Annotated in this window: 24 protein-coding genes and 2 pseudogenes; 18 read left to right on the top strand and 8 right to left on the bottom strand. The window is 69.2% G+C overall.

Annotation, left to right across the window (positions count from 1 at the left end):
• Nucleotides 1-477: 477 nt before the first annotated feature.
• The 6 genes and pseudogenes from ACFWUZ_RS34530 to ACFWUZ_RS34505 all read left to right on the top strand — a co-directional run bounded on the left by ACFWUZ_RS34530 (nucleotide 478) and on the right by ACFWUZ_RS34505 (nucleotide 2,549).
• Nucleotides 478-792 carry a hypothetical protein gene (locus tag ACFWUZ_RS34530; protein ID WP_384381810.1) on the top strand — a complete coding sequence of 105 codons (315 nt, stop codon included), beginning with the start codon at nucleotides 478-480 and terminating at the stop codon, nucleotides 790-792.
• Nucleotides 777-1,238 (top strand): hypothetical protein, encoded by a 462-nt coding sequence (locus ACFWUZ_RS34525; protein WP_384381808.1) that lies wholly within the window; start codon nucleotides 777-779, stop codon nucleotides 1,236-1,238. The genes ACFWUZ_RS34530 and ACFWUZ_RS34525 overlap by 16 nt, the downstream gene beginning before the upstream one ends.
• Nucleotides 1,235-1,372: a hypothetical protein gene (locus ACFWUZ_RS34520; protein ID WP_384381806.1), complete on the top strand. Its 138-nt coding sequence runs from the start codon at nucleotides 1,235-1,237 to the stop codon at nucleotides 1,370-1,372. The genes ACFWUZ_RS34525 and ACFWUZ_RS34520 overlap by 4 nt, the downstream gene beginning before the upstream one ends.
• Nucleotides 1,369-1,462: pseudogene (locus ACFWUZ_RS34515) on the top strand (AAA family ATPase); the annotation flags it as partial. The gene ACFWUZ_RS34520 and the pseudogene ACFWUZ_RS34515, both read left to right, overlap by 4 nt.
• A gap of 342 nt (nucleotides 1,463-1,804) precedes the next feature.
• Nucleotides 1,805-2,083, top strand: coding sequence for a hypothetical protein (locus tag ACFWUZ_RS34510; protein WP_384381804.1), 279 nt, complete (start codon nucleotides 1,805-1,807; stop codon nucleotides 2,081-2,083).
• Nucleotides 2,084-2,210: 127 nt separating this feature from the next.
• Nucleotides 2,211-2,549: a hypothetical protein gene (locus tag ACFWUZ_RS34505; RefSeq protein WP_384381802.1), complete on the top strand. Its 339-nt coding sequence runs from the start codon at nucleotides 2,211-2,213 to the stop codon at nucleotides 2,547-2,549.
• Between the two features lie 560 nt (nucleotides 2,550-3,109).
• On the opposite strand, the gene ACFWUZ_RS34500 is transcribed toward ACFWUZ_RS34505, so the two are convergent.
• A complete protein-coding gene (locus ACFWUZ_RS34500) occupies nucleotides 3,110-3,682 on the bottom strand; it encodes a hypothetical protein (protein ID WP_384381800.1) in 573 nt (190 codons plus the stop codon).
• On the bottom strand, nucleotides 3,675-3,893 hold the full coding sequence (locus ACFWUZ_RS34495) for a hypothetical protein (RefSeq protein WP_384381798.1): 219 nt from the start codon (nucleotides 3,891-3,893) through the stop codon (nucleotides 3,675-3,677). The genes ACFWUZ_RS34500 and ACFWUZ_RS34495 overlap by 8 nt, the downstream gene beginning before the upstream one ends.
• A 54-nt stretch (nucleotides 3,894-3,947) precedes the next feature.
• Between ACFWUZ_RS34495 and ACFWUZ_RS34490 the strand changes: the two genes are divergently transcribed.
• From ACFWUZ_RS34490 to ACFWUZ_RS34470, 5 genes are all read left to right on the top strand, one after another.
• Nucleotides 3,948-4,859: an SDR family NAD(P)-dependent oxidoreductase gene (locus tag ACFWUZ_RS34490; protein ID WP_384381796.1), complete on the top strand. Its 912-nt coding sequence runs from the start codon at nucleotides 3,948-3,950 to the stop codon at nucleotides 4,857-4,859.
• Complete coding sequence (locus tag ACFWUZ_RS34485; RefSeq protein ID WP_384381794.1) at nucleotides 4,856-5,869, top strand: 3-oxoacyl-ACP synthase III family protein; 1,014 nt, start codon at nucleotides 4,856-4,858, stop codon at nucleotides 5,867-5,869. The genes ACFWUZ_RS34490 and ACFWUZ_RS34485 overlap by 4 nt, the downstream gene beginning before the upstream one ends.
• A gap of 1,062 nt (nucleotides 5,870-6,931) precedes the next feature.
• Nucleotides 6,932-7,093, top strand: a complete 162-nt coding sequence (locus ACFWUZ_RS34480) for a hypothetical protein (RefSeq protein ID WP_384381792.1) — start codon at nucleotides 6,932-6,934, stop codon at nucleotides 7,091-7,093.
• A gap of 38 nt (nucleotides 7,094-7,131) precedes the next feature.
• Nucleotides 7,132-8,208, top strand: coding sequence for a hypothetical protein (locus ACFWUZ_RS34475; RefSeq protein ID WP_384381790.1), 1,077 nt, complete (start codon nucleotides 7,132-7,134; stop codon nucleotides 8,206-8,208).
• Between the two features lie 616 nt (nucleotides 8,209-8,824).
• Nucleotides 8,825-9,088 carry a hypothetical protein gene (locus tag ACFWUZ_RS34470; RefSeq protein WP_384381788.1) on the top strand — a complete coding sequence of 88 codons (264 nt, stop codon included), beginning with the start codon at nucleotides 8,825-8,827 and terminating at the stop codon, nucleotides 9,086-9,088.
• Nucleotides 9,089-9,128: 40 nt separating this feature from the next.
• On the opposite strand, the gene ACFWUZ_RS34465 is transcribed toward ACFWUZ_RS34470, so the two are convergent.
• The gene (locus tag ACFWUZ_RS34465; protein ID WP_384381786.1) at nucleotides 9,129-9,344 is read right to left on the bottom strand and encodes a DUF6207 family protein; all 216 of its coding nucleotides are present in this window, start codon (nucleotides 9,342-9,344) and stop codon (nucleotides 9,129-9,131) included.
• A gap of 280 nt (nucleotides 9,345-9,624) precedes the next feature.
• On the opposite strand from ACFWUZ_RS34465, the gene ACFWUZ_RS34460 reads away from it, so the two are divergent.
• Nucleotides 9,625-9,840, top strand: coding sequence for a hypothetical protein (locus tag ACFWUZ_RS34460; protein ID WP_384381784.1), 216 nt, complete (start codon nucleotides 9,625-9,627; stop codon nucleotides 9,838-9,840).
• 422 nt (nucleotides 9,841-10,262) lie between these two features.
• Nucleotides 10,263-10,658 carry an ATP-binding protein gene (locus ACFWUZ_RS34455; RefSeq protein ID WP_384381783.1) on the top strand — a complete coding sequence of 132 codons (396 nt, stop codon included), beginning with the start codon at nucleotides 10,263-10,265 and terminating at the stop codon, nucleotides 10,656-10,658.
• A 147-nt stretch (nucleotides 10,659-10,805) separates the two neighbouring features.
• On the opposite strand, the gene ACFWUZ_RS34450 is transcribed toward ACFWUZ_RS34455, so the two are convergent.
• Nucleotides 10,806-11,339, bottom strand: a complete 534-nt coding sequence (locus ACFWUZ_RS34450; protein WP_384381781.1) for an STAS domain-containing protein — start codon at nucleotides 11,337-11,339, stop codon at nucleotides 10,806-10,808.
• Between the two features lie 49 nt (nucleotides 11,340-11,388).
• On the opposite strand from ACFWUZ_RS34450, the gene ACFWUZ_RS34445 reads away from it, so the two are divergent.
• Nucleotides 11,389-11,673 carry a chaplin gene (locus ACFWUZ_RS34445; RefSeq protein WP_384381779.1) on the top strand — a complete coding sequence of 95 codons (285 nt, stop codon included), beginning with the start codon at nucleotides 11,389-11,391 and terminating at the stop codon, nucleotides 11,671-11,673.
• A 363-nt stretch (nucleotides 11,674-12,036) separates the two neighbouring features.
• Nucleotides 12,037-12,438: a hypothetical protein gene (locus ACFWUZ_RS34440; RefSeq protein ID WP_384381777.1), complete on the top strand. Its 402-nt coding sequence runs from the start codon at nucleotides 12,037-12,039 to the stop codon at nucleotides 12,436-12,438.
• Nucleotides 12,439-12,807: 369 nt separating this feature from the next.
• On the opposite strand, the gene ACFWUZ_RS34435 is transcribed toward ACFWUZ_RS34440, so the two are convergent.
• The 4 genes and pseudogenes from ACFWUZ_RS34435 to ACFWUZ_RS34420 form a co-directional block, all read right to left on the bottom strand.
• Nucleotides 12,808-13,293 carry a hypothetical protein gene (locus ACFWUZ_RS34435; protein ID WP_384381775.1) on the bottom strand — a complete coding sequence of 162 codons (486 nt, stop codon included), beginning with the start codon at nucleotides 13,291-13,293 and terminating at the stop codon, nucleotides 12,808-12,810.
• Nucleotides 13,290-13,499, bottom strand: coding sequence for a hypothetical protein (locus ACFWUZ_RS34430; protein ID WP_384381773.1), 210 nt, complete (start codon nucleotides 13,497-13,499; stop codon nucleotides 13,290-13,292). The genes ACFWUZ_RS34435 and ACFWUZ_RS34430 overlap by 4 nt, the downstream gene beginning before the upstream one ends.
• Nucleotides 13,500-13,534: 35 nt before the next feature.
• A complete protein-coding gene (locus ACFWUZ_RS34425; RefSeq protein ID WP_384381812.1) occupies nucleotides 13,535-13,666 on the bottom strand; it encodes a hypothetical protein in 132 nt (43 codons plus the stop codon).
• A 187-nt stretch (nucleotides 13,667-13,853) separates the two neighbouring features.
• Nucleotides 13,854-13,928 (bottom strand): annotated as a pseudogene (locus ACFWUZ_RS34420) (hypothetical protein); the annotation flags it as partial.
• Nucleotides 13,929-13,989: 61 nt separating this feature from the next.
• Between ACFWUZ_RS34420 and ACFWUZ_RS34415 the strand changes: the two are divergent.
• From ACFWUZ_RS34415 to ACFWUZ_RS34405, 3 genes are all read left to right on the top strand, one after another.
• On the top strand, nucleotides 13,990-14,574 hold the full coding sequence (locus ACFWUZ_RS34415; RefSeq protein ID WP_384381771.1) for an isochorismatase family protein: 585 nt from the start codon (nucleotides 13,990-13,992) through the stop codon (nucleotides 14,572-14,574).
• A 220-nt stretch (nucleotides 14,575-14,794) separates the two neighbouring features.
• Nucleotides 14,795-15,712, top strand: coding sequence for an NADP-dependent oxidoreductase (locus tag ACFWUZ_RS34410; protein ID WP_384381769.1), 918 nt, complete (start codon nucleotides 14,795-14,797; stop codon nucleotides 15,710-15,712).
• A gap of 284 nt (nucleotides 15,713-15,996) precedes the next feature.
• Nucleotides 15,997-16,863 (top strand): alpha/beta fold hydrolase, encoded by an 867-nt coding sequence (locus tag ACFWUZ_RS34405; RefSeq protein WP_384381767.1) that lies wholly within the window; start codon nucleotides 15,997-15,999, stop codon nucleotides 16,861-16,863.
• The last annotated feature ends 67 nt before the right edge of the window (nucleotides 16,864-16,930 follow it).

Genomic DNA, 16,930 nt, shown 5'->3' with positions numbered 1-16,930 from the left:
CTGCACAACCTCGCCTTGGCCGGATAGCGGCGAGCGCACGCACCTCAACTGCCACTGCCCATCGCGACTCGAAGATCGATTACGGGACAACCCCTAGGCCCCAAAGCTACTCAAAACCAGGATCAGAAACAGGCACTACGAGTCGGGCGGGTCGTCCATCGTCAGGCGACCGCAACACACGCAGGGGTACTTCAGGATCACGCCCGCCGTCCTGCCGGACACACGAGAACCCCCAGCGAGCTTCGTGGGCTTGACATCGATTAGAGGCGTCCCCTGCGGCAGGGTCCGCTACGACAACCTGAAGGCGGCGGTCTCCCGGGTGACTGGGCTGGGCCGCATACGGGTGGAAGCCGAACGCTGGACCCAGTTCCGCTCGCACTGTGTCCATGTTCCCGTGCGTTCCCGCAGCCGTCTGGCTGTCTCGGCGACGCGTTCTACTGCAGGCCAGGGATCGAAGGCGCCCACGAGAAAGGCGGAGTGGAGGGTCAGGGCGGGTACTTCCGGCGCAACCACTTCGTGCCCGTGCCCGTCGTCGACTCGCTGGCTCAGCTCAACGCGATGGTCGACCAGTGGGATATCGACGACGAGGCCCGCCGGATCAGCTCGCGCCCCCACACAATCGGTGAGTACTTCCGCTCCGAACAGCCACGGCTCAAGCCTCTGCCGGAGGAGCCGTTTGAGACGGGCCGCTGGTTCACCCCGCGAGTGGACCGTAACAGCCAGATCACCGTCCGCACCAACCGGTACTCGGTGCCGGTCGCCTCATCGGCCAGTCGGTGCGGGTACTCCTGAACGCCAACGACCTGGTCGTCTACGAGGGCCGCAATGAGGTCGCCGGGGCACGAGCGCCTCAGCACCAAAGGCGGTTCCCAACTCGTCCTGCCCACTACCTCGAAGCCCTCACCCGCGAGCGGGGAGCCTTCCCGGGCTCGACCGCGCTGGAACAGGCCCGTTCAGCGGGCAGGTTCACCCCGGTTCATGACACCTGGTGGGCCGCGGTCCGGTCGGCGCACGGCGATGCCGATGGCACCCGAGCCCTGATCCAGGTGCTGCTGCTGGGACGCCACATGCGGCACGAACACGTCGTCGCCGGCCTGGCCGCGGCCTTCCGGGCGGGCGCCCTGACCGCGGACGCGGTCGCGCTGGAGGCCCGCAGGGCCGCCGAGGGCGACAGCCCAGCGCCACCCGCTGGGCACCCGCGCCACCTGCCCCGCCGGTGGAGTAACACGCGACGGTGACCTTCCTCGCCGACTACCCGCTGACCCACCTGCCGCCCGACACCCGGCCTCTGCCCCCGGTGGCCACCTACGACCAACTGCTCAACCGCCGCCGGACCGGCGGCCAAGGCACCAGTCAGGGAGAAGCGACATGACCATCCCCCGCCAGCGAACTCACCGAAGAAGCCGCCACCAACGTGATCGACCAGGCATGCCGCATGCTGCGGCTGCCCACCATCCGAAGCCTGACCAGGACCACCGTCCAATACGGCCGCGCCTGTGCCGCAAGCCCCAGGCCAGGTAGCCGAGGTCCCACGTCCACACGGCACACGCTCTGCGAGATGCCGCCCTCTGGCACGACGCAGCCGACCCTCGACCAGTAGTATTGAACACGTTCAAGCCATCTGGCAGGATGGACGCAGTGCACCTGCTGGAGCATCGTGTGCACGGATGCGGCTGCCCCTGTGACGGGGTGCCACGAGTGCTGGGGGCTGTGCGTCATGCTGATCGCCTTCGCCTTCCTTCTGCGAATCACCCTCGCCTGCACTGCCGTCCCTGGCGCAGCCCTCGGCTTCGGGTGCATCTCGGTGACACAGGGGCTGCCGCGGGCCGCCAGGTTCGCGCTGCTGCTGGCCGTCGGGGCGGCCTGTGCTGCCCTGTGGCTCCTGGCGGTGAACGGCCGCTCGGCGCCCCTGATCGCGGGTGCATCCTTCGCCGGGACTCTCGCAGCGGGTTTCACGGCCCTGAGACGTCAGGTCCGCAGGCTGCTCGCCCAGCAGTACGAGTCCCTGCCCTGGCTCCCCAGTGGCCGCCGGCAGGCACCGGGAGGTAACCCGTCGCACGTGCCGCTCCCCGGCTGCGGGTGATCCATGTGGCTGGAGAGGACATCCGATGAGTACGGCCGAGGCGGACTCCGCTGCGTCCGCTGCGTCCGCTGAGCGGGCTGAGTCACCGTCAACGGGAGGCAGGGTTGTGCGGTGCATTCTGACCTACGTGGGCCTGCACATGGCAGCGTGGGTGGCGGTGGCGTTCACCGCGCCGGTCGACGACTCCTTCGGGCAGCTCATGGGCATCGCCCTGGGCATGATGGCCTTCACTGGCATCCCCTCGGTGCTGCTCGCCATCGGCGCAGGCGCGGCGCACACCCGGATGGATCTGATCCGTTTCCGCTGGCTCATGGCCTTCCCGATGGTGCTCTTGGCACTGCCCGCTGCGGGTGCGCATGCGGTGGCCGAGCCCATTGTCTTCCAGGTGCTCGCGCACGGGGCGTTCGCGTGTCTGATGCCGGCGCCGCTCATTCCGGGCAACTGGAAGGGTGCGCCGATCGACTGATCACGACACGGTGAACCGATGCTCCGGCGGACAGACCTGCCGGGGCACCGGTACGTGCGGGACCTGCCGACCGTGCAACGCCCGGCGATACCCGTTGGCGTGCGCTCGATGGCCCAAGGAAACCTCAGGGGATTTCGGGGTCGCCCATTACAGGCTCTAGTGGGTCAGGGACGGACCTGATCTGATGCAGGCTTTTTGTACCCGCCTCCGCACACGCGGAAAGATCCGAAAGGGACAAACCAGGGAGCGATTCGGCAGACTGGGGTGATGAGCATCGGGGCGGGGCAGGGCGAGGGTAGCTGGGACGACGACTTAAGCTTCCGGGCTGCGTTGAGACGTACGGCCGAGGAGCTGGGGCTAGCCCTGTCCGAGTCGGACGGCAATTGGGGCCGCCTCGCGAAGTACGGTGGCGCGGGCATCGGCCGGCGCGTGACGGTATACCCGCCCGGCGAGGGGCGGCGGACATTCCGGGTGAGCCTTAACCCGGACCAGTCCCAGGTGAGTGGCAAGGACAGGGAGACCGGCTGCGGCTCGTTCCGCCACCGGCACAGGCGTGAGGTCTATGAGGAGGGGCCAGCGGCTCGACGCAACTCGGGCCGCCAACCCGGGAGCTGCCCCGAGCGGTGATCAACCGCGAACCAGCAGCCCACCGTGATCCAGAAGTTGCCGCACCGGGAACGGGGGCAGAGAGGGGCACATAAAATCCGGGAGCCACCCCTGAACGAGACAACTCCCTCCTTGCCCATCGCGGTGAGTACGAGGACCTGGAACTCTCTGCCCTCTTGGAAAGCCGCGATGATGTCCCGGCCCAATTCGCCTTCCGGAACCTTGACGTCTTTCTTCATCCCGCCGTCAACGGCCATCAGAGATAGCCACCTGTCGTCGATGTCGATCAGTGTGAATTCCGAACGCCCGATGTGAGGTACGTCCAAGCTGGCACCGGCATCGACCGTCTGCTCGATAATGATCAGTAAGGCTGTCCGGCCCTGGGTAGCGGCGGGTTTGGGGGCGGGTGACGAGGTCGGGCGGCCGGGTCGAAAGGCGCGGTAGCCGGGCCTGCGAGGCGCAGCGTGGAGGTGTGGGTTGCTGCTCTCGCCGGCCCGGCTTGCTCCATTCGAGCTGGCCTCAGCCATCCACGGCAGGGTGCGGAATCGCCCCCTCCTTCTCCATGATGCGGATGAATCTGTCGAGCTGCGACGGCGGGCCGAGATTGCCGCGCTGGTCGGCGGGGCCGCTGCTGGGGAGGGAAGCGGCCAGGGCGGTGACGATGCCGGGGCCGGCGGTGGTAGTGGCCCTTGGGGCGGTGCCTGCCGCATCCGCGCACCGGGTCAGCTCGTTGATCACAGGGTGCGCTGGCGTAGAGGGACGCGCAGCCGTCAGGGATACGAGGGCAGGCGTATGGCTATTGCAGGTGCTTCGGGCGACCGCTGTGCGGGGCGCAGTGTGGTGGTCACGGGGGCGACGGGTGGTATTGGTGCCGCCACCGCCTTGCGGCTGGCGGGCGTGGGCTGGGATGTGATCGCCACCGTGCGCAGTCACGAGAAGGCGGATGTCCTGCTTGCCGCGGCGGCGGGGCGGGGGCTTGCCCTGCGGACGGTGCTGCTGGATGTGGCGGACCCGGTCTCCTGCCGGGAGGCGATGGCCCAGGTGGAGGACATGACGACAGGTGGCGCGTGGGCGGTGGTGAACAACGCCGGCGTCCCCCAGGCCGGGGCTGTTGAAGACGTGAGTGATGAGCAGGCGCGTCATCTGCTGGAAGTGAACCTCCTCGGTGCCATGCGGATCTGTCGGCTCGCCTTGCCGTGGATGCGCCGGCGGGGCGGGGGCCGGATCGTGAACGTGTCCTCGGGTTTGGGGCGGGTGCCGTGGCCACTGGGCGGCTGGTACAGCGCGAGCAAGCACGCTTTGAGCGCGATCACGCACTGCCTGCGGGTGGAGACGGCCCACGCCGGCGTACGGGTGTCCTTGGTAGAGCCGGGCGCGTTCGCGACGGCCATGCTGGACCGGGCGGTCGCCGACCTCAGCAGCGTCGACTCCGTCGGCGGGGCGGGCTATGAGCGCTCGCGCACCCTGTTTACCGCCGTCAACGAGCGCGTTCCCGGCCCCGAACCGGTCGCCAAAGTCATCGCCGCCGCGCTCTCCGCCCGCCGTCCCAAGGCCCGTTACAGCGTCGGTCTCGACGCCCGCTTCCTCATCCCCCTCCACACGATGACCCCACTGTGGCTGTCCGACCGCGTCAAGCACGCCGTCACCGGCCTGCCCCGGACCGCACCGACCGCACCCACCGCACCTGTGGAGGTGGCGGCATGAGCGTCTACAGCCAGATCACCCAGGTCGCCGTCCACCTCCCCGAAGGCCGCCAGACTTCCGAGGCCATCGAGGACCGGCTGCGCGCCCACAGCCCCACGCTGCGCATTCCCCCCGGACTCCTGCGGCGGACCTACGGGCTCCAGGAGCGCGTCGTCGCCGACGACGGCGTCCTGCCCTCCGACCTCGCCTCCCACGCCGCCACCAAGGCATTGGCCCAGGCCGGGCTCGAGCCCGGCGACGTCGACCTGCTCCTGTTCGCTTCCGTCAGTGCGGATGTCCAAGAGCCCGCCAACGCGCACATCGTCGCCGCCAAAACTGGTCTGACTTGCCCGGTCTTCGACGTCTCCAACGCCTGCAACAGCGTCTTGAACGCCCTCGAAGTCGCCGACGCCCTCATCCGCTGCGGCCGCTACCGGCGCATCCTGATCACTTGCGGCGAGACTTTGAGTCGGCTCAGCCGCTGGACGATGACCAGCCGCGCCGAGATGCGCACTGCCCTCGCCTCGATGACCGGCGGCGACATGGGCGCAGCTGTCATGGTCGAAGTCGGCCCCGAGCCGGGGATCCTCGCCGGCACGTTCATGGCCAACTCCAGCGGCTGGCCCGCCGCCACGCTCTTCAACCCCCACCACGCCCCCCACCTCCTCCACCAGCTGGACATCGATTCCCAACTGCTCCTGGCGTCCTTCCTCGGCCTGGATACCCGCGCCCTGCAGTGGCTCAAGGAGCATGACACCGACCCGTGCGAACTGAGCCTGGTCTGCGTCCACCAGCCGTCCGTCCCCTTCGTGAACACCTTCTCCGAACGCCTCGGCGTCCGGCCCGACAGCGTTGTGCCGACCTTCCCCCAAACGGGCAACGTGGCCGCTGCCACCCTGCCCCTTCAACTCGCCCTCGCCGCCGAACAAGGCCGCCTGCACCCCGGCATGCGCATTGCGCTGTTCGGGCTGGCCAGCGGCGCAAGCGGCGGCGTCATGCTGATCGACTGGACAGCTTTGGCCACGCCCTGACGTTCGCCCCCGACCGGGGCGGCGGACCGGCCCGGGGCCGTCTGGTCCTCAGGGGAGCGGGTGCTGGCCGGGAGCCGGAGCGGGGGCTGGCCGGCCGCCATCGGGGGGTCGCTGTGGTGCTGCTGCCTGATGCGGCGTGGTGGTGCGCGGTTTCTGAGCGTGCGGTGAGCCGCGCTTGCCAGGCGCTTTCGCCGATGTGGCTTGTGGGGTCGCGGCTGCTGGGAGCATCGGCGGGGTAGGTGTTCTTCTCGAGCCATGGCGAGATGTCACGCTGGTGCCGGCACGCGGGAGCGGATGATGGAACCGTCGACACGCAGTCGCCCCATGGCGGACTTGTTCCCGTTGAAGACCGTCTTGCGAGGCCTGTGCCGGGCCACCGCAGTCACGGGTGAGGTGCGGACCCTGTGCGCTGATGACGGTGCCCTGTCGGTGACCTGGCACACCCGTGCCTGTCGGCACCACGCTGCCGATCTGATCCTCGCCGACGACAGCTGACCCACCCCGCCGTGGACCAGGCCCTGTCTGAGGTGGAGGAGAGAAGGAGACCGGCCGCCTGTGGACGGCGCGGATCGGGGTACACGGGCCGCCATGGCACCGAAGACGCAACACCTCAGGTCCCTGCGGGCCGTACGGCAGCTGCGGGGCGGCCTGCTTCGTGGCGTCCGACGTCCTGATGCCCCCTGCCAACGCGTACCCCGTGAACCCGTCCAGCTTCGATGGCAGGCGGTCCAAGTTCACTGGCAGAGGACAGGGGTGATCACGATGCGGTCACGGCGGAGAGGTTGTCCGAGGGCGGCGTCACACCGGAGCCGAAAAACCGACCTGTAGCAGGTGAATGGCGGGATAGGCCCGCCCTCACCCCTTCAGGAGCACCTGTGGCGAGCACCGCCGACGAGCCCGAGCAGACCCCCGACCGGGCCCGGAAAGCCCCCCTCCGTAGACCCCTCCATCACCCCCTCCGTGCCCCGTCCCAGAGGGCCGGGCGTATCCGCAGGTCAGACCAGGCGGGCAAGGGGCCGCCGCAGGTCCGACAACCCTCATGTACAGAGGCGACCTCAGCACATGAGGACTTCGACCGGACCCAGGCGCCGAGAACTGCTCCAAGCGCTGGGGATCTTCCAGAGGGCCACGCCTGACCAGCTGTGGAAGCTGACCCGTCCGGACAACCGGCACGACAAGCTCACGCGGGACAACCTCCTGGTCTGGAGGACCACCAGTTGGTGAGGATTGAATCGGTTCAGGAAGACCAGCGACAGTTGTGGGTGCTGACGAAGCGAGGACACGGCGAGGCGAGGAAGCTGCTGGAGCCGAAGGGGATACGGGTCTCGGTGCTGCGTGAGGAGAAGTACGACCCGGACACGGGGGAGCTGCTCGGCACCGGCTACGACGACCACGCCGTGGCGGTCACCTCGACGGCTGCGGAACTTCACCGGGCCGGGATCGGTCACCGGCTCGGCTTTCAGACGGAGATCGGGCACCGGCTGGGCAACAGCTTCGTGCAGCGGGCGGACCTGGCGGTGCGGGCGCCGGCGGCGGGGGTGCCGGTGCTGCTGCTGGAGATCGACCGCCGCACTGAGGACGCCCACGACCTGGTGCAGAAACTGGCCCGGTACTGGGAGTGGGGTCGGCTGCTCCCGTCGGATGCGGACAAGCGCACCGTGGACCTGGTCCGGTCCCGGCCGGACGCAATCGAGAGGGTCGACCACGAGGAGCGGTTGTGGCGCCGGGTCTACCCGCCGACCGGCAGGGAGGGCCTGGTGCCCCTCGCGTTCGTGTTCGCGGACACCACGGCGGCGAAGGTCGACAACACCGTGAAGGTGCTGGAGGAGGCCGGCCGCCGCTACTGGGCGCCGCGCCGGTACGAGACCTACCACCGGGGGATCACCGCCCTCGACTACGGCCAGGCGGTGCCCGTCCTCGTCACCACCCTGGAGCAGCTCCAGGAGCACGGCGCCGACGCGGCGGTGTGGCGGCGGCTGGGACGGACCGGCGAGCAGATGCTGGCGGCCGCGCTCGACAACCCCGACGGCGACGCCCTCTACCGCGTCCAGGCCGCCCGCGTCGACGAGCGGGCGGCACAGCGTCGTGCCGCCGAGCGGGAGGCGCAGCGTCCCGTGTGCAGGCGGTGTGGGCGGAAGTTCACCGACGTCCGCTGGGAGGAGGTCACCGCGCGCGGCGGCGCCTGGACTGCCGGAGACCTGACCGTGTGCGGCATCTGCCACGCCGACGACGTCGCCAGCGAACAGGCCGCCCGCCACCAAGCCACGGTGCCGCCACCCGCGGAGGACGACCGGGAGCCGGCCAGGCCCGGCCGGGGCCTCTTCCGCCGCCGCAGCTGACCGCGACGCACGCTGGGCAAGCCCAAGGAGAGCCTGGGCAAGCCACCCCGAGCACGGGCTGACCACCCCCACCGGAGCGGGGCGGGCGGCGTTATCGGTCACCGTCAGCCGCGGCTCCCGGGCGAGGATGCTGCTGGCCGGTGTCCGATGACCGGTCACCGGCGCGGCGGGAGTTGCACGGACCGGTCACGGCGCTGACGTGCTGTTTGACCGATCGCGGGATCCGGATCGGTCACGGTTCCTGCTGGGCAAGCCCTCGGGATGGAGGGCTTGCCCAGCGTCCGGGCCGCAGGGCGGGACGCCTTCCAAGGTCGTGGCCGCACCGTCTGGGACGCGTCTGCCCGGAGTCGGCCGAAGCCTCCTCAGTGGCCGTACGACGGAGTCATGAGACGAAAGAAGCAGGACAAGAGTGTGGCCTTCGACGTCGCGGCCGCGGCGGCCTGGCCGTACGGGCCAGGCGACTACATATATGGCCCGGCTCACGGGCACACATCCCTCCCCGGTCGTTACCAGCGGACCGTTCGCCCGGCCTGCGGGCATCCTGTCCTTCGCCCAGGCATCGGACGTCATCCTGGCGTCGCGAGTACAGCTGACCGGGGCGCAGACTGCGAGCGAAATGCACGACATGATCGCCACCGCCACCCGCGGCATCAGCTGGGACTCCCGCACCCTCGGCCCCGACATCGCCCTGGACGTCATGGTCGGCAAGCGCCACGACCTGGCCCTGCACGAGGACCATCTGAGCGGGCTGACCAGGCTGCTGCTCGATGCCGCCGACACCATCGGCGCGCCCGGCATCGCCCGCCTGGGACACTGCGCCCACTGCGGTGGCGGCCAGGGCCGGCCGCTGTGGGAGCGCTCAGCACTGGGCAAGCCTTAGGCGACCCTGGGCAAGCCCCTTACGACAGGCTTGCCCAGGGTCACGGGGCGTGCCGTCCCGGGCGCAGGACGTCGGCGTGGATCCGGGCCCGGACACCGGGCTCGCCGGGATCCCGGCGCACCGGGCCAACGCCTGATGTGGCCCAGTGCTCTTCCAGCGCGGCCATGACGGCCCGGACGGTGTCCTCGTCCCCGCCGGTGATGTCCAGGACCACCAGGCCGGGCTCCGCGATGTGCTGCTCGTCGATTGGCTTCATTAGCCCTGCGACGGTGCTGGAACCGGACCGGTTCGCCGCCAGACCCGGGTCTACCCGCACGAGGGAACCGGCTCAAGCCGCGGGCGTCGCACGGTCGGCAAGCCCTGTCGGGGTGCGGCCCCCGTCGCGGCCCTGGTGGCCAGCGCCGCACCCCGTACCTCCGAACGTACTCCGGGGCTGAGGTCACGGTGTGGCTGTCCGCAGGCGGCGGCGATCTGCTGCCTCACCCGTTCGCGCGCGGCCAGGTGCCAGCGGGGAGCGACGGGAACAGGCTGGGCGCATGTCCGCGAAGCTGATCATCTACCCGCCCGATGAGCAGGGCTGGCGTCGGGTGCGCTACGACGGCGTGGCGATCGGGGTGGCGCACCGGCCGGCCGACATCCGGGTCTTCCTCGCGACCGCTGGGCTGGAGAACGCCGAGGACGTGGACCTCACCGACCCCGATTTCGTTGAGTGGCGAGGCGTCGGCCCGGAAGGCTGGGAGCCCTCCCGCTGAGCCTCGCGAGGGGTTGCACCGGAGGGCGGCTGGAGGGTTGTCTGCACGGTTGTACTAGGCGGGGGACCGCAGGTGTGACCGGGGGTGGGACCCCCGGAATCGGGTGATCTTGAATTTGTGCAGGTCAGGTGCCATGGGCAAGCCTTTTTCGCAAAATGACACCTCTTTCCCACGCGATAGCCGTGGGCAAGAGGGTCCAGATTCGAGGGTCGGTGCGGCGACCGAGAGCTGGGGGACGCTTTGCTCCGCCGCGCCGCCTGCTCAGCTGCCGGGCCCGGACGACGTCGTGAACACCGCAGGTGCCCGTACCGCGGCCGGCCGCTTCCTCATCCCGGGCCTCAGGCGACAGGCCATGTCTCGGTTTCCGTGCGCACAGCGGGGCATGCGCGACATATAAGCCCGCCGGGTGGAAGGAGGAATAGGTGAGTACCGCCGTCCTGGATCGTCCCCTGTCCCGTATGAGCCGGCCTGCCGCATCAGCACGGGACGCCACCCGTGCCTTCCTGGCCGGCGCATCCCGCCTGCGGGCCCCTGCCAAGGCCGGGAGCATGGACGACGTGCTCCTGGTGGTGGCCGAGCTCGTCGCCAACGCGATCCGGCACACCGACGGCCCGTCTGTGCTGCACCTGGAACTGCTGGACGACTCTGTCGACGTCTGCGTCACCGACCAGAGCCCCCGTCTTCCCCAGCTCAACACCCCTCGTACGGACGGGACCGGCGGGTGGGGATGGTTCGTGATCAAGCGACTGGCCACCCGCATCCGCATCAAGCCGATGCCGGAAGGCGGCAAGACCATCTACGCGGCACTCCACTGGTAGTCCCCCGCCTCGGGGGCTGGCGCCCTACCACTGCACGAAGTGGTGGCTCACCGCCACGGAGGCCGGGGAGATCTGGCCCGGCTCGGACCCGCCCCGAACGCCCCGGCGGCGGGACCCATCCCGCACGTCCCCCCCGGGGGGTTGCGGTCAGCGCAGGGGTTGGGCGCGGGCGGCCTCGAGGCTGCCCGTGATGGTGAATACCGTGTCCGCGCCGGTCAGCTCCAGCAGGCGGGCGAGCTGGTCCTGCAGGCGGCCGAGGAGGATCAGGCATCCACGGCGGTGAGTGGTCAGCAGGGCGTTGAGCATGGAGGAGTCGGTGAAGGTCACCTGCGCCACGTCGATGATGATCCGCCTGACGCCCTCATCGGCCACAGCCTCTTGAGTGGCGGCAGTGAACGGGGCGAGGGTGTCCATGTCGAAATCGCCCCGGCACACGATGATCCGTGTGTCGCCTTGATCGGGCAGCACCAGCACGCCGTCGCTGTCCATGCCCATGTACCCCTTCACGCCTGTGGCTACGGTCAGCCCCGAATCGGAACAGTCAGCCCGCAGGGCGATGGCGGCGCGGATGCCGGCTCGGGCGGTCGCGGCCTGGGTCAGGCAGAGCGGACGCTTCTCGAGCTCACCAATTCGGCCCATCATCCGTGACCGGCGGGTGCCTCCGGCCGTTGTGGGGGACATCGTCCAGTGCCGTACTTTCCCGCGGCAGAATGAGTTCAAGGAGATCTTGATGTTCCGTTTCGCCAAGGCCGTAGCCGTTACCGCCGCCGCTGGTGCCGTCCTGGCAGGGGGGGCCGGCATGGCCGCCGCCGACGCCACGGCAGAGGGCGCTGCAATCGGCTCCCCGGGTGTCCTGTCCGGCAACGTCGTCCAGGTGCCCATCCACATCCCGGTCAACCTGTGCGGCAACACCGTCAACGTCGTCGGCCTCCTCAACCCGGCCTTCGGCAACACCTGCATCAACAACGGCGGCTCGGACGGGCACCACAAGGCCGACCACCACGGCAAGTACTGACAGCACCAGGTCCTGGATCCGGCGCGCTCGTCGCGCCGGCACATCCAGCGCCGTCATCTGAACCAGCCGCAGCGCACAGCCCGGTGTAGAACGGCCTCCCCTCATCCTCCAAGGGGGAGGCCGTTCTCATGACGGGGCCAGCTCGTGCAGCCAGCCAGCCAGCCATCCCGGCCTCCGTTGCTGCGTTGTCGCTCAGCACAGGATCGACCCGCGGCCCCTCACACATCCGGTGAACTGGGAAAACACCGAACAAGTTCGACCCTCGTTCGACCCCGGACCATAAACGACAAGCTAAGGCACTTGATCCAGCGATGTCGAGTAATCACCTGACAGGTGCAGGATGGTTCCGGTAGATCTGTGCGCGTGAATGACACGCCCGAGGATGACGAGTCCACCTCCTCCGTCGAGAAGGCGAAGAGGCTGTACCGGAAGCACAAGCCGAAGGTTCTCGCCGTTGGTGGAGTAGTCGTCACCGTGGCCTTGGCCGTTATCGCCGCCCGTCTCGCCGTCTCGCTGGGCCCCGAGGATCAGGAGCCGCTCTCCGCCGCTGAAACCACGGACCAGTCTCGTCAGTCCTCCAGCGACCCTGACCGCGACCCCTTCCTGCGAAGGCTGCCTCCCGGTCACCGCGCCAGCGAGGAGGCCAAGGCGAGGTACAGGGAACTGACCGGTAATGAGCTCCCCCCTGGATACACCGTGGTTCGGCGGTGGCTCTTTCCGAAGGACTCCCCGGAAGATGAGAACCCCGGCGAAGCCGCAGCTTGAGCACCTGTACGAAGGCGCCGCGGCCCCTCAGGCGAGGGAGTGCCGACGGCCGGCCTGGCAGCGTTTTTCCCACCACCGGCCAGCGGAAATTTGTGACGCAGTCGGGTGCGTGTTACTCCGAGAGCGCGTCCCAGTCCTCCAGGTCGGCCAGCGCATCGTTGCAGGCCTTCCGTATCACGGCGACGGGGTCGTTCGTGTCGCGGAAATCGAACCACTCCCCGGACATCCGAACTCCCCGGCCAGGAGTACCCGCCGCCGGGCCATGGGTCAATGCCCGAGCCGCACCCATGTTGGTGGCGTGGAGCTGGCCACCGCTGCGGGTCAGCCTGGCCATGCGGGCTGCCCGCTTGCGGAGTTCGGCCGGGGCGTTCAGATGCGGCGGGACTCGATGACTACCTCGGGCGAGGAAGACCGCACGACGCTGGCGGCAGGGACGATGGCGCTGCCCATGCAGACGCTGGCCGCAATGGCCGAGTGGCGGCCCACGGCGAGGCCGGGGCCGAGGGTGATCATGCTGCCGGTCTGGACCTGGTCGCCGATCAGGCCTCCGAACTGGGACGTGGTGCACCGGTAGGGCGGTTCGTCGCCGGGGCCGTGAAGGACGATCTCCTTGACGGGTACGCGCATGTCGTAGTTCCACAGGCTGATCGCCGCGATGACGAGGTTCGCGGACAGGTGGGCGTCGGCCCCGACGATGGAATGGCCGATGCCCACCTGGTGGCCGAGAACGGCGTTCTCCCCGACAAAGGAGTGGGTGACCTCGCATCCGAAGCCGACCGAGACGCCGGCGGCAAGGACGGAGCGCTTGCGGACGGTCGAGAATTCGTGAACACGGACACCGGGGCCGATGATCACGTCTTCGCGGTGATCGCGCTGGGGTGGATCCGTGCGGTGGGGTGGATCCGCTCGGGCATAACCTGGAGGGCGTCGTCGTGGAGGCGGTCCCAGCGGGTGAGAAAGTCGGACAGCTCGAACTCGCTGATCTTCGCGTAGCCGGTGGCGTCCAGGCCGGACGCTGAAGGGCTGCGGACGTAGTCACCGATACGGATGGACTCGGGCACCTGGCTTGCTCCTGGTCGTCGTCGGGTCGGGAGGTTCAGGCGGCTTCGGAGGCCTCACGGCGCAGGAAGTCAGGCAGGGCCGCAGGGGCGTTGTCGAGCCAGGCGACGTAGCGGGCCACGCCTTCGGCCACCATGATCCGGGGCCCCCACTCCAGGGCGGCGGTCATGCGGGCCGTGCCGGCCGTCCCTGCCGAGCGGGTCACCCTCAGGCAGCGGCCGGTCCTGGAACTCGGCATCGCGGTAGTGGTTGCGGATGAGCTGGGCCACATCGGCGATGGAGGTGGCCTGGCCAGTGCCGATGTTGAGGGTCTGGCGGTCGGCACCGGGGGCGAGCATGGCGATGATGGTGGCTTCGGCGATGTCTTCGACGTGGACGAAGTCGCGGACCTGCCGGCCGCCGCCGTTCAGGTGCAGGGGAAGGCCAAGCATGGCTGATCTCCCAGCGTGCGTCCCGATGGCGAGACGCGCCACCCTCACCTGGAGAGACACCATGTCCGAGCAGACCTTCAACGCCGAGAACACCGCGATGCTGCTGATCGACCACCAGGTCGGCACCATGGGATGGGTCCGTTCCATCGGCTTCGAGGAGCTCAAGGCCAACGCCCTGGCCCTCGCCAAGGCCGCCAAGGCCCTCGACATCCCCCTCGTCCTGACCTCCTCGATGGAGAGCTACGCCCAGGGCCCGCTGCTGTCCGAGCTCGAGGAGATCGCCCCCCAGGAGCACGCGGCCCGCGTCCAGCGCCAGGGCGTCGTCAACGCGCTGGACGACGAGAACTTCGCCGCCGCGGTCAAGGCCACCGGCAAGCGCAACCTGATCATCGCCGGTGTCACCAACGACGTCTGCACCGTCTTCCCCACCCTCACCGCCCTCAGCGAGGGCTACCAGGTCCAGGTCGTCGCCGACGCCGGCGGCTCCCCCACCGCCATGGCCGACCAGGTCGCCCTGCGCCGCATGGAGACCGGCGGCGCCACCATCACCTCCACCAACCAGCTCCTGGCCGAACTCGCCCAGTCCTGGACCGGCCCCAACGGGCAGAAGATCCTGCCCATCGTCGCCGGCCTGATGCCGCAGTAACCCCCACCCCTCCAGCCCCGAGGCCCACTCCTGCCCCGGACCGGCCGGTCCGGGGCAGGAGCCCCGCACGGAACACCCCGCCTGCCCACACCGGCGCCGTCACCCCAACCGGTGCCAGCACCTCCTGGGCAACGCACCTCGGCCGACGCCCCGGGCAACACGGCCCACCCCGCAGGACTCCGGCGAAGACTGCGCCCGCCACTCATCCAGGGAAGTACCTATGCCTATCGCTATCACCTACACCCGCTTCGGCGACCCCGACGTTCTCACCGTCTCAGAGATCGACGTCCCCCAGCCCGCCCCGCATGAGGTCCGCGTGCGGGTGAGGGCGGCCTCGGTGAACCCGGTCGACAACAAGATCCGCCGTGGTGAGCTGGTCAACATTTTCCCGGCCCACTTTCCGATCACCCCGGGCCTGGACGCCGCCGGTGTAGTTGACGCCGTCGGAGAGGCCGTCAACGGTGTTCGGGTCGGCGACGACGTCTTCGGTGTGACACCGGCAGGCTCCTACAGCGAGTACGCCCTGATGCCCGCACCAGTAATAAAGCCGCAGGGCCTGTCGTGGGAACTGGCTGCTGCCCTGCCCACAGTCGGCGAGACCGCCTACCGGGCACTACGGCACCTGGATCTCAAAGCCGGTCAGACGCTGCTGATCCATGGAACGGGAGGTGGCGTCGGCGCCATCGCCGTACAGTTACAGCTCGCGGTTGCCCGCGGCATCACCGTCATCGGTACTGCCGCACCGGCTGACCTTGAGCGCGTCTCGGGCCTGGGTGCCATCGCCGTTCCCTACGGCGACGGCTGGGCTCAACGGGTGCGCGCGGCCGCACCGCAGGGCGTAGACAAGGTGTTCGACACCTCTGGTGCGGGCGTGCTTGCCGACTCGATCGCGCTGGCCGGCGGCCCGGAGCGTGTGATCACGATAGCCGACATGAACGCCGCCCAGCATGGTGTGCGTTTCACCGGCATGGACCCCTCCGACCGCGTCCCGGAGGCGTTGCCCGAACTGGCTGAACTGACTGCCTCCGGAAAACTGACCGTGCCGATCTGGCGTACCTACCCCTTGGCCGAGGCCGCTCTGGCTCAGGCCGACCTGGAAGCCCACCGCAACCGGGGCAAGGCTGTCCTGTTGCCTTGATGCCCACCTCACGTCGCTGGAACGAGCGACGTGGTCTTGGGCCGTAGCCGACACACCGGCCGGCTACGGCCACATACCGGACGTCACACCCCCAAGACGCAGTACCGCAGCCATTCCCCCCCGGCTACCGGCTGGTGGTTCGTCACCGAGCTGAGGGCGGACAGCCGTTTGCACACCGTGGGCCTGGCCGGCTATCCCGACCGGCTTGTGCTGCGGTTCGCCGCCAGACCGGCACACATCCCCTCCTGGACCGCCTTGCTGTCCGGGAACAACGAAGGACAGACATGACTACCACCCCCGTCACCGAACCGGCTCTCGAGGGCTTCGCGCACCACTACGCCGATGTCAACGGCACCCGCCTGCACTACGTGACCGGCGGCCGCGGGGAGCCGCTGGTGCTCCTGCCGGGCTGGCCCCAGACGTGGTGGCAGTTCCACAAGGTCATGCCCGCTCTCGCCGAGCGGTATGAGGTCATCGCTGTCGACTACCGGGGCATGGGCGGCTCGGCCAAGCCCGAGGGTGGCTACGACAAGAAGACGATGGCACGCGACATCTACGAACTCGTCCGCCACCTCGGGCACGAGAAGGTCAACATCGCGGGTGAGGACATCGGCGCGATGGTCGCCTACGCCTTCGCCGCCAACCACCCCGAAGCCACCAACAAGCTCGCCTTCTGGGAGGTCGGCCATCCCGGCGAGGTCTTCAACGACTTGCGGATGATGCCCCAGCCCGGACAACCGCACCTGTGGTGGTTCGCCTTCAACCAGGTCGACGACCTGCCCGAAAAACTCCTCGCAGGCCGCTACCGGCTCCTGATCGACTACATCATCAACCTCGAAACCCTCGACCCCCACGCCATCGACGAAGCCAGCCGCGACATCTACGCCGCCGCCTACGAGCAGCCCGGCGCGGTCCGCGCGTCCAACGCCTGGTACCAGACCTTCAACCAGGACATCGAAGAGGCCCGCACCTACGACCAGCTGACCATGCCCGTCCTGGCCATGGGCGGCATGAACTTCGCCTTCGTCCCCGCCCTCCTCGACGGCAAAGCGAGCGACGTGCGCTACGTGGAGTTCAAGGGCGCCGGCCACTTTCTCTCCCAGGAGCGGCCCGAAGACCTCACCCGCGAACTGCAGGAGTTCTTCGGCTGACAGCGCCCGGCCGCCGACCGGCCCCCCGCCACCACGATCCTGCGGGGGCCGGGGCCGGTCTTGCGGC

Origin of the sequence: Streptomyces sp. NPDC058646 (assembly GCF_042716875.1) — a bacterium.
Taxonomy (GTDB): domain Bacteria; phylum Actinomycetota; class Actinomycetes; order Streptomycetales; family Streptomycetaceae; genus Streptomyces.
Note: the sequence above shows the minus strand (reverse complement) of the source record. Positions and strands in the feature narration are given on the sequence as shown.

Excerpts from the sequence above, each read along its gene's own strand:
- ACFWUZ_RS34460 (WP_384381784.1), top strand. The coding sequence starts at position 9,625 with ATGTCCGCGAAGCTGATCATCTACCCGCCCGATGAGCAGGGCTGGCGT.
- ACFWUZ_RS34485 (WP_384381794.1), top strand. The coding sequence starts at position 4,856 with ATGAGCGTCTACAGCCAGATCACCCAGGTCGCCGTCCACCTCCCCGAA.
- ACFWUZ_RS34445 (WP_384381779.1), top strand. The coding sequence starts at position 11,389 with ATGTTCCGTTTCGCCAAGGCCGTAGCCGTTACCGCCGCCGCTGGTGCC.
- ACFWUZ_RS34405 (WP_384381767.1), top strand. The coding sequence starts at position 15,997 with ATGACTACCACCCCCGTCACCGAACCGGCTCTCGAGGGCTTCGCGCAC.
- ACFWUZ_RS34470 (WP_384381788.1), top strand. The coding sequence starts at position 8,825 with ATGCACGACATGATCGCCACCGCCACCCGCGGCATCAGCTGGGACTCC.
- ACFWUZ_RS34465 (WP_384381786.1), bottom strand. The coding sequence starts at position 9,344 with ATGAAGCCAATCGACGAGCAGCACATCGCGGAGCCCGGCCTGGTGGTC.
- ACFWUZ_RS34480 (WP_384381792.1), top strand. The coding sequence starts at position 6,932 with ATGAGGACTTCGACCGGACCCAGGCGCCGAGAACTGCTCCAAGCGCTG.
- ACFWUZ_RS34500 (WP_384381800.1), bottom strand. The coding sequence starts at position 3,682 with ATGGCTGAGGCCAGCTCGAATGGAGCAAGCCGGGCCGGCGAGAGCAGC.
- ACFWUZ_RS34415 (WP_384381771.1), top strand. The coding sequence starts at position 13,990 with ATGTCCGAGCAGACCTTCAACGCCGAGAACACCGCGATGCTGCTGATC.
- ACFWUZ_RS34490 (WP_384381796.1), top strand. The coding sequence starts at position 3,948 with ATGGCTATTGCAGGTGCTTCGGGCGACCGCTGTGCGGGGCGCAGTGTG.
- ACFWUZ_RS34450 (WP_384381781.1), bottom strand. The coding sequence starts at position 11,339 with ATGTCCCCCACAACGGCCGGAGGCACCCGCCGGTCACGGATGATGGGC.
- ACFWUZ_RS34410 (WP_384381769.1), top strand. The coding sequence starts at position 14,795 with ATGCCTATCGCTATCACCTACACCCGCTTCGGCGACCCCGACGTTCTC.
- ACFWUZ_RS34425 (WP_384381812.1), bottom strand. The coding sequence starts at position 13,666 with ATGACCGCCGCCCTGGAGTGGGGGCCCCGGATCATGGTGGCCGAAGGC.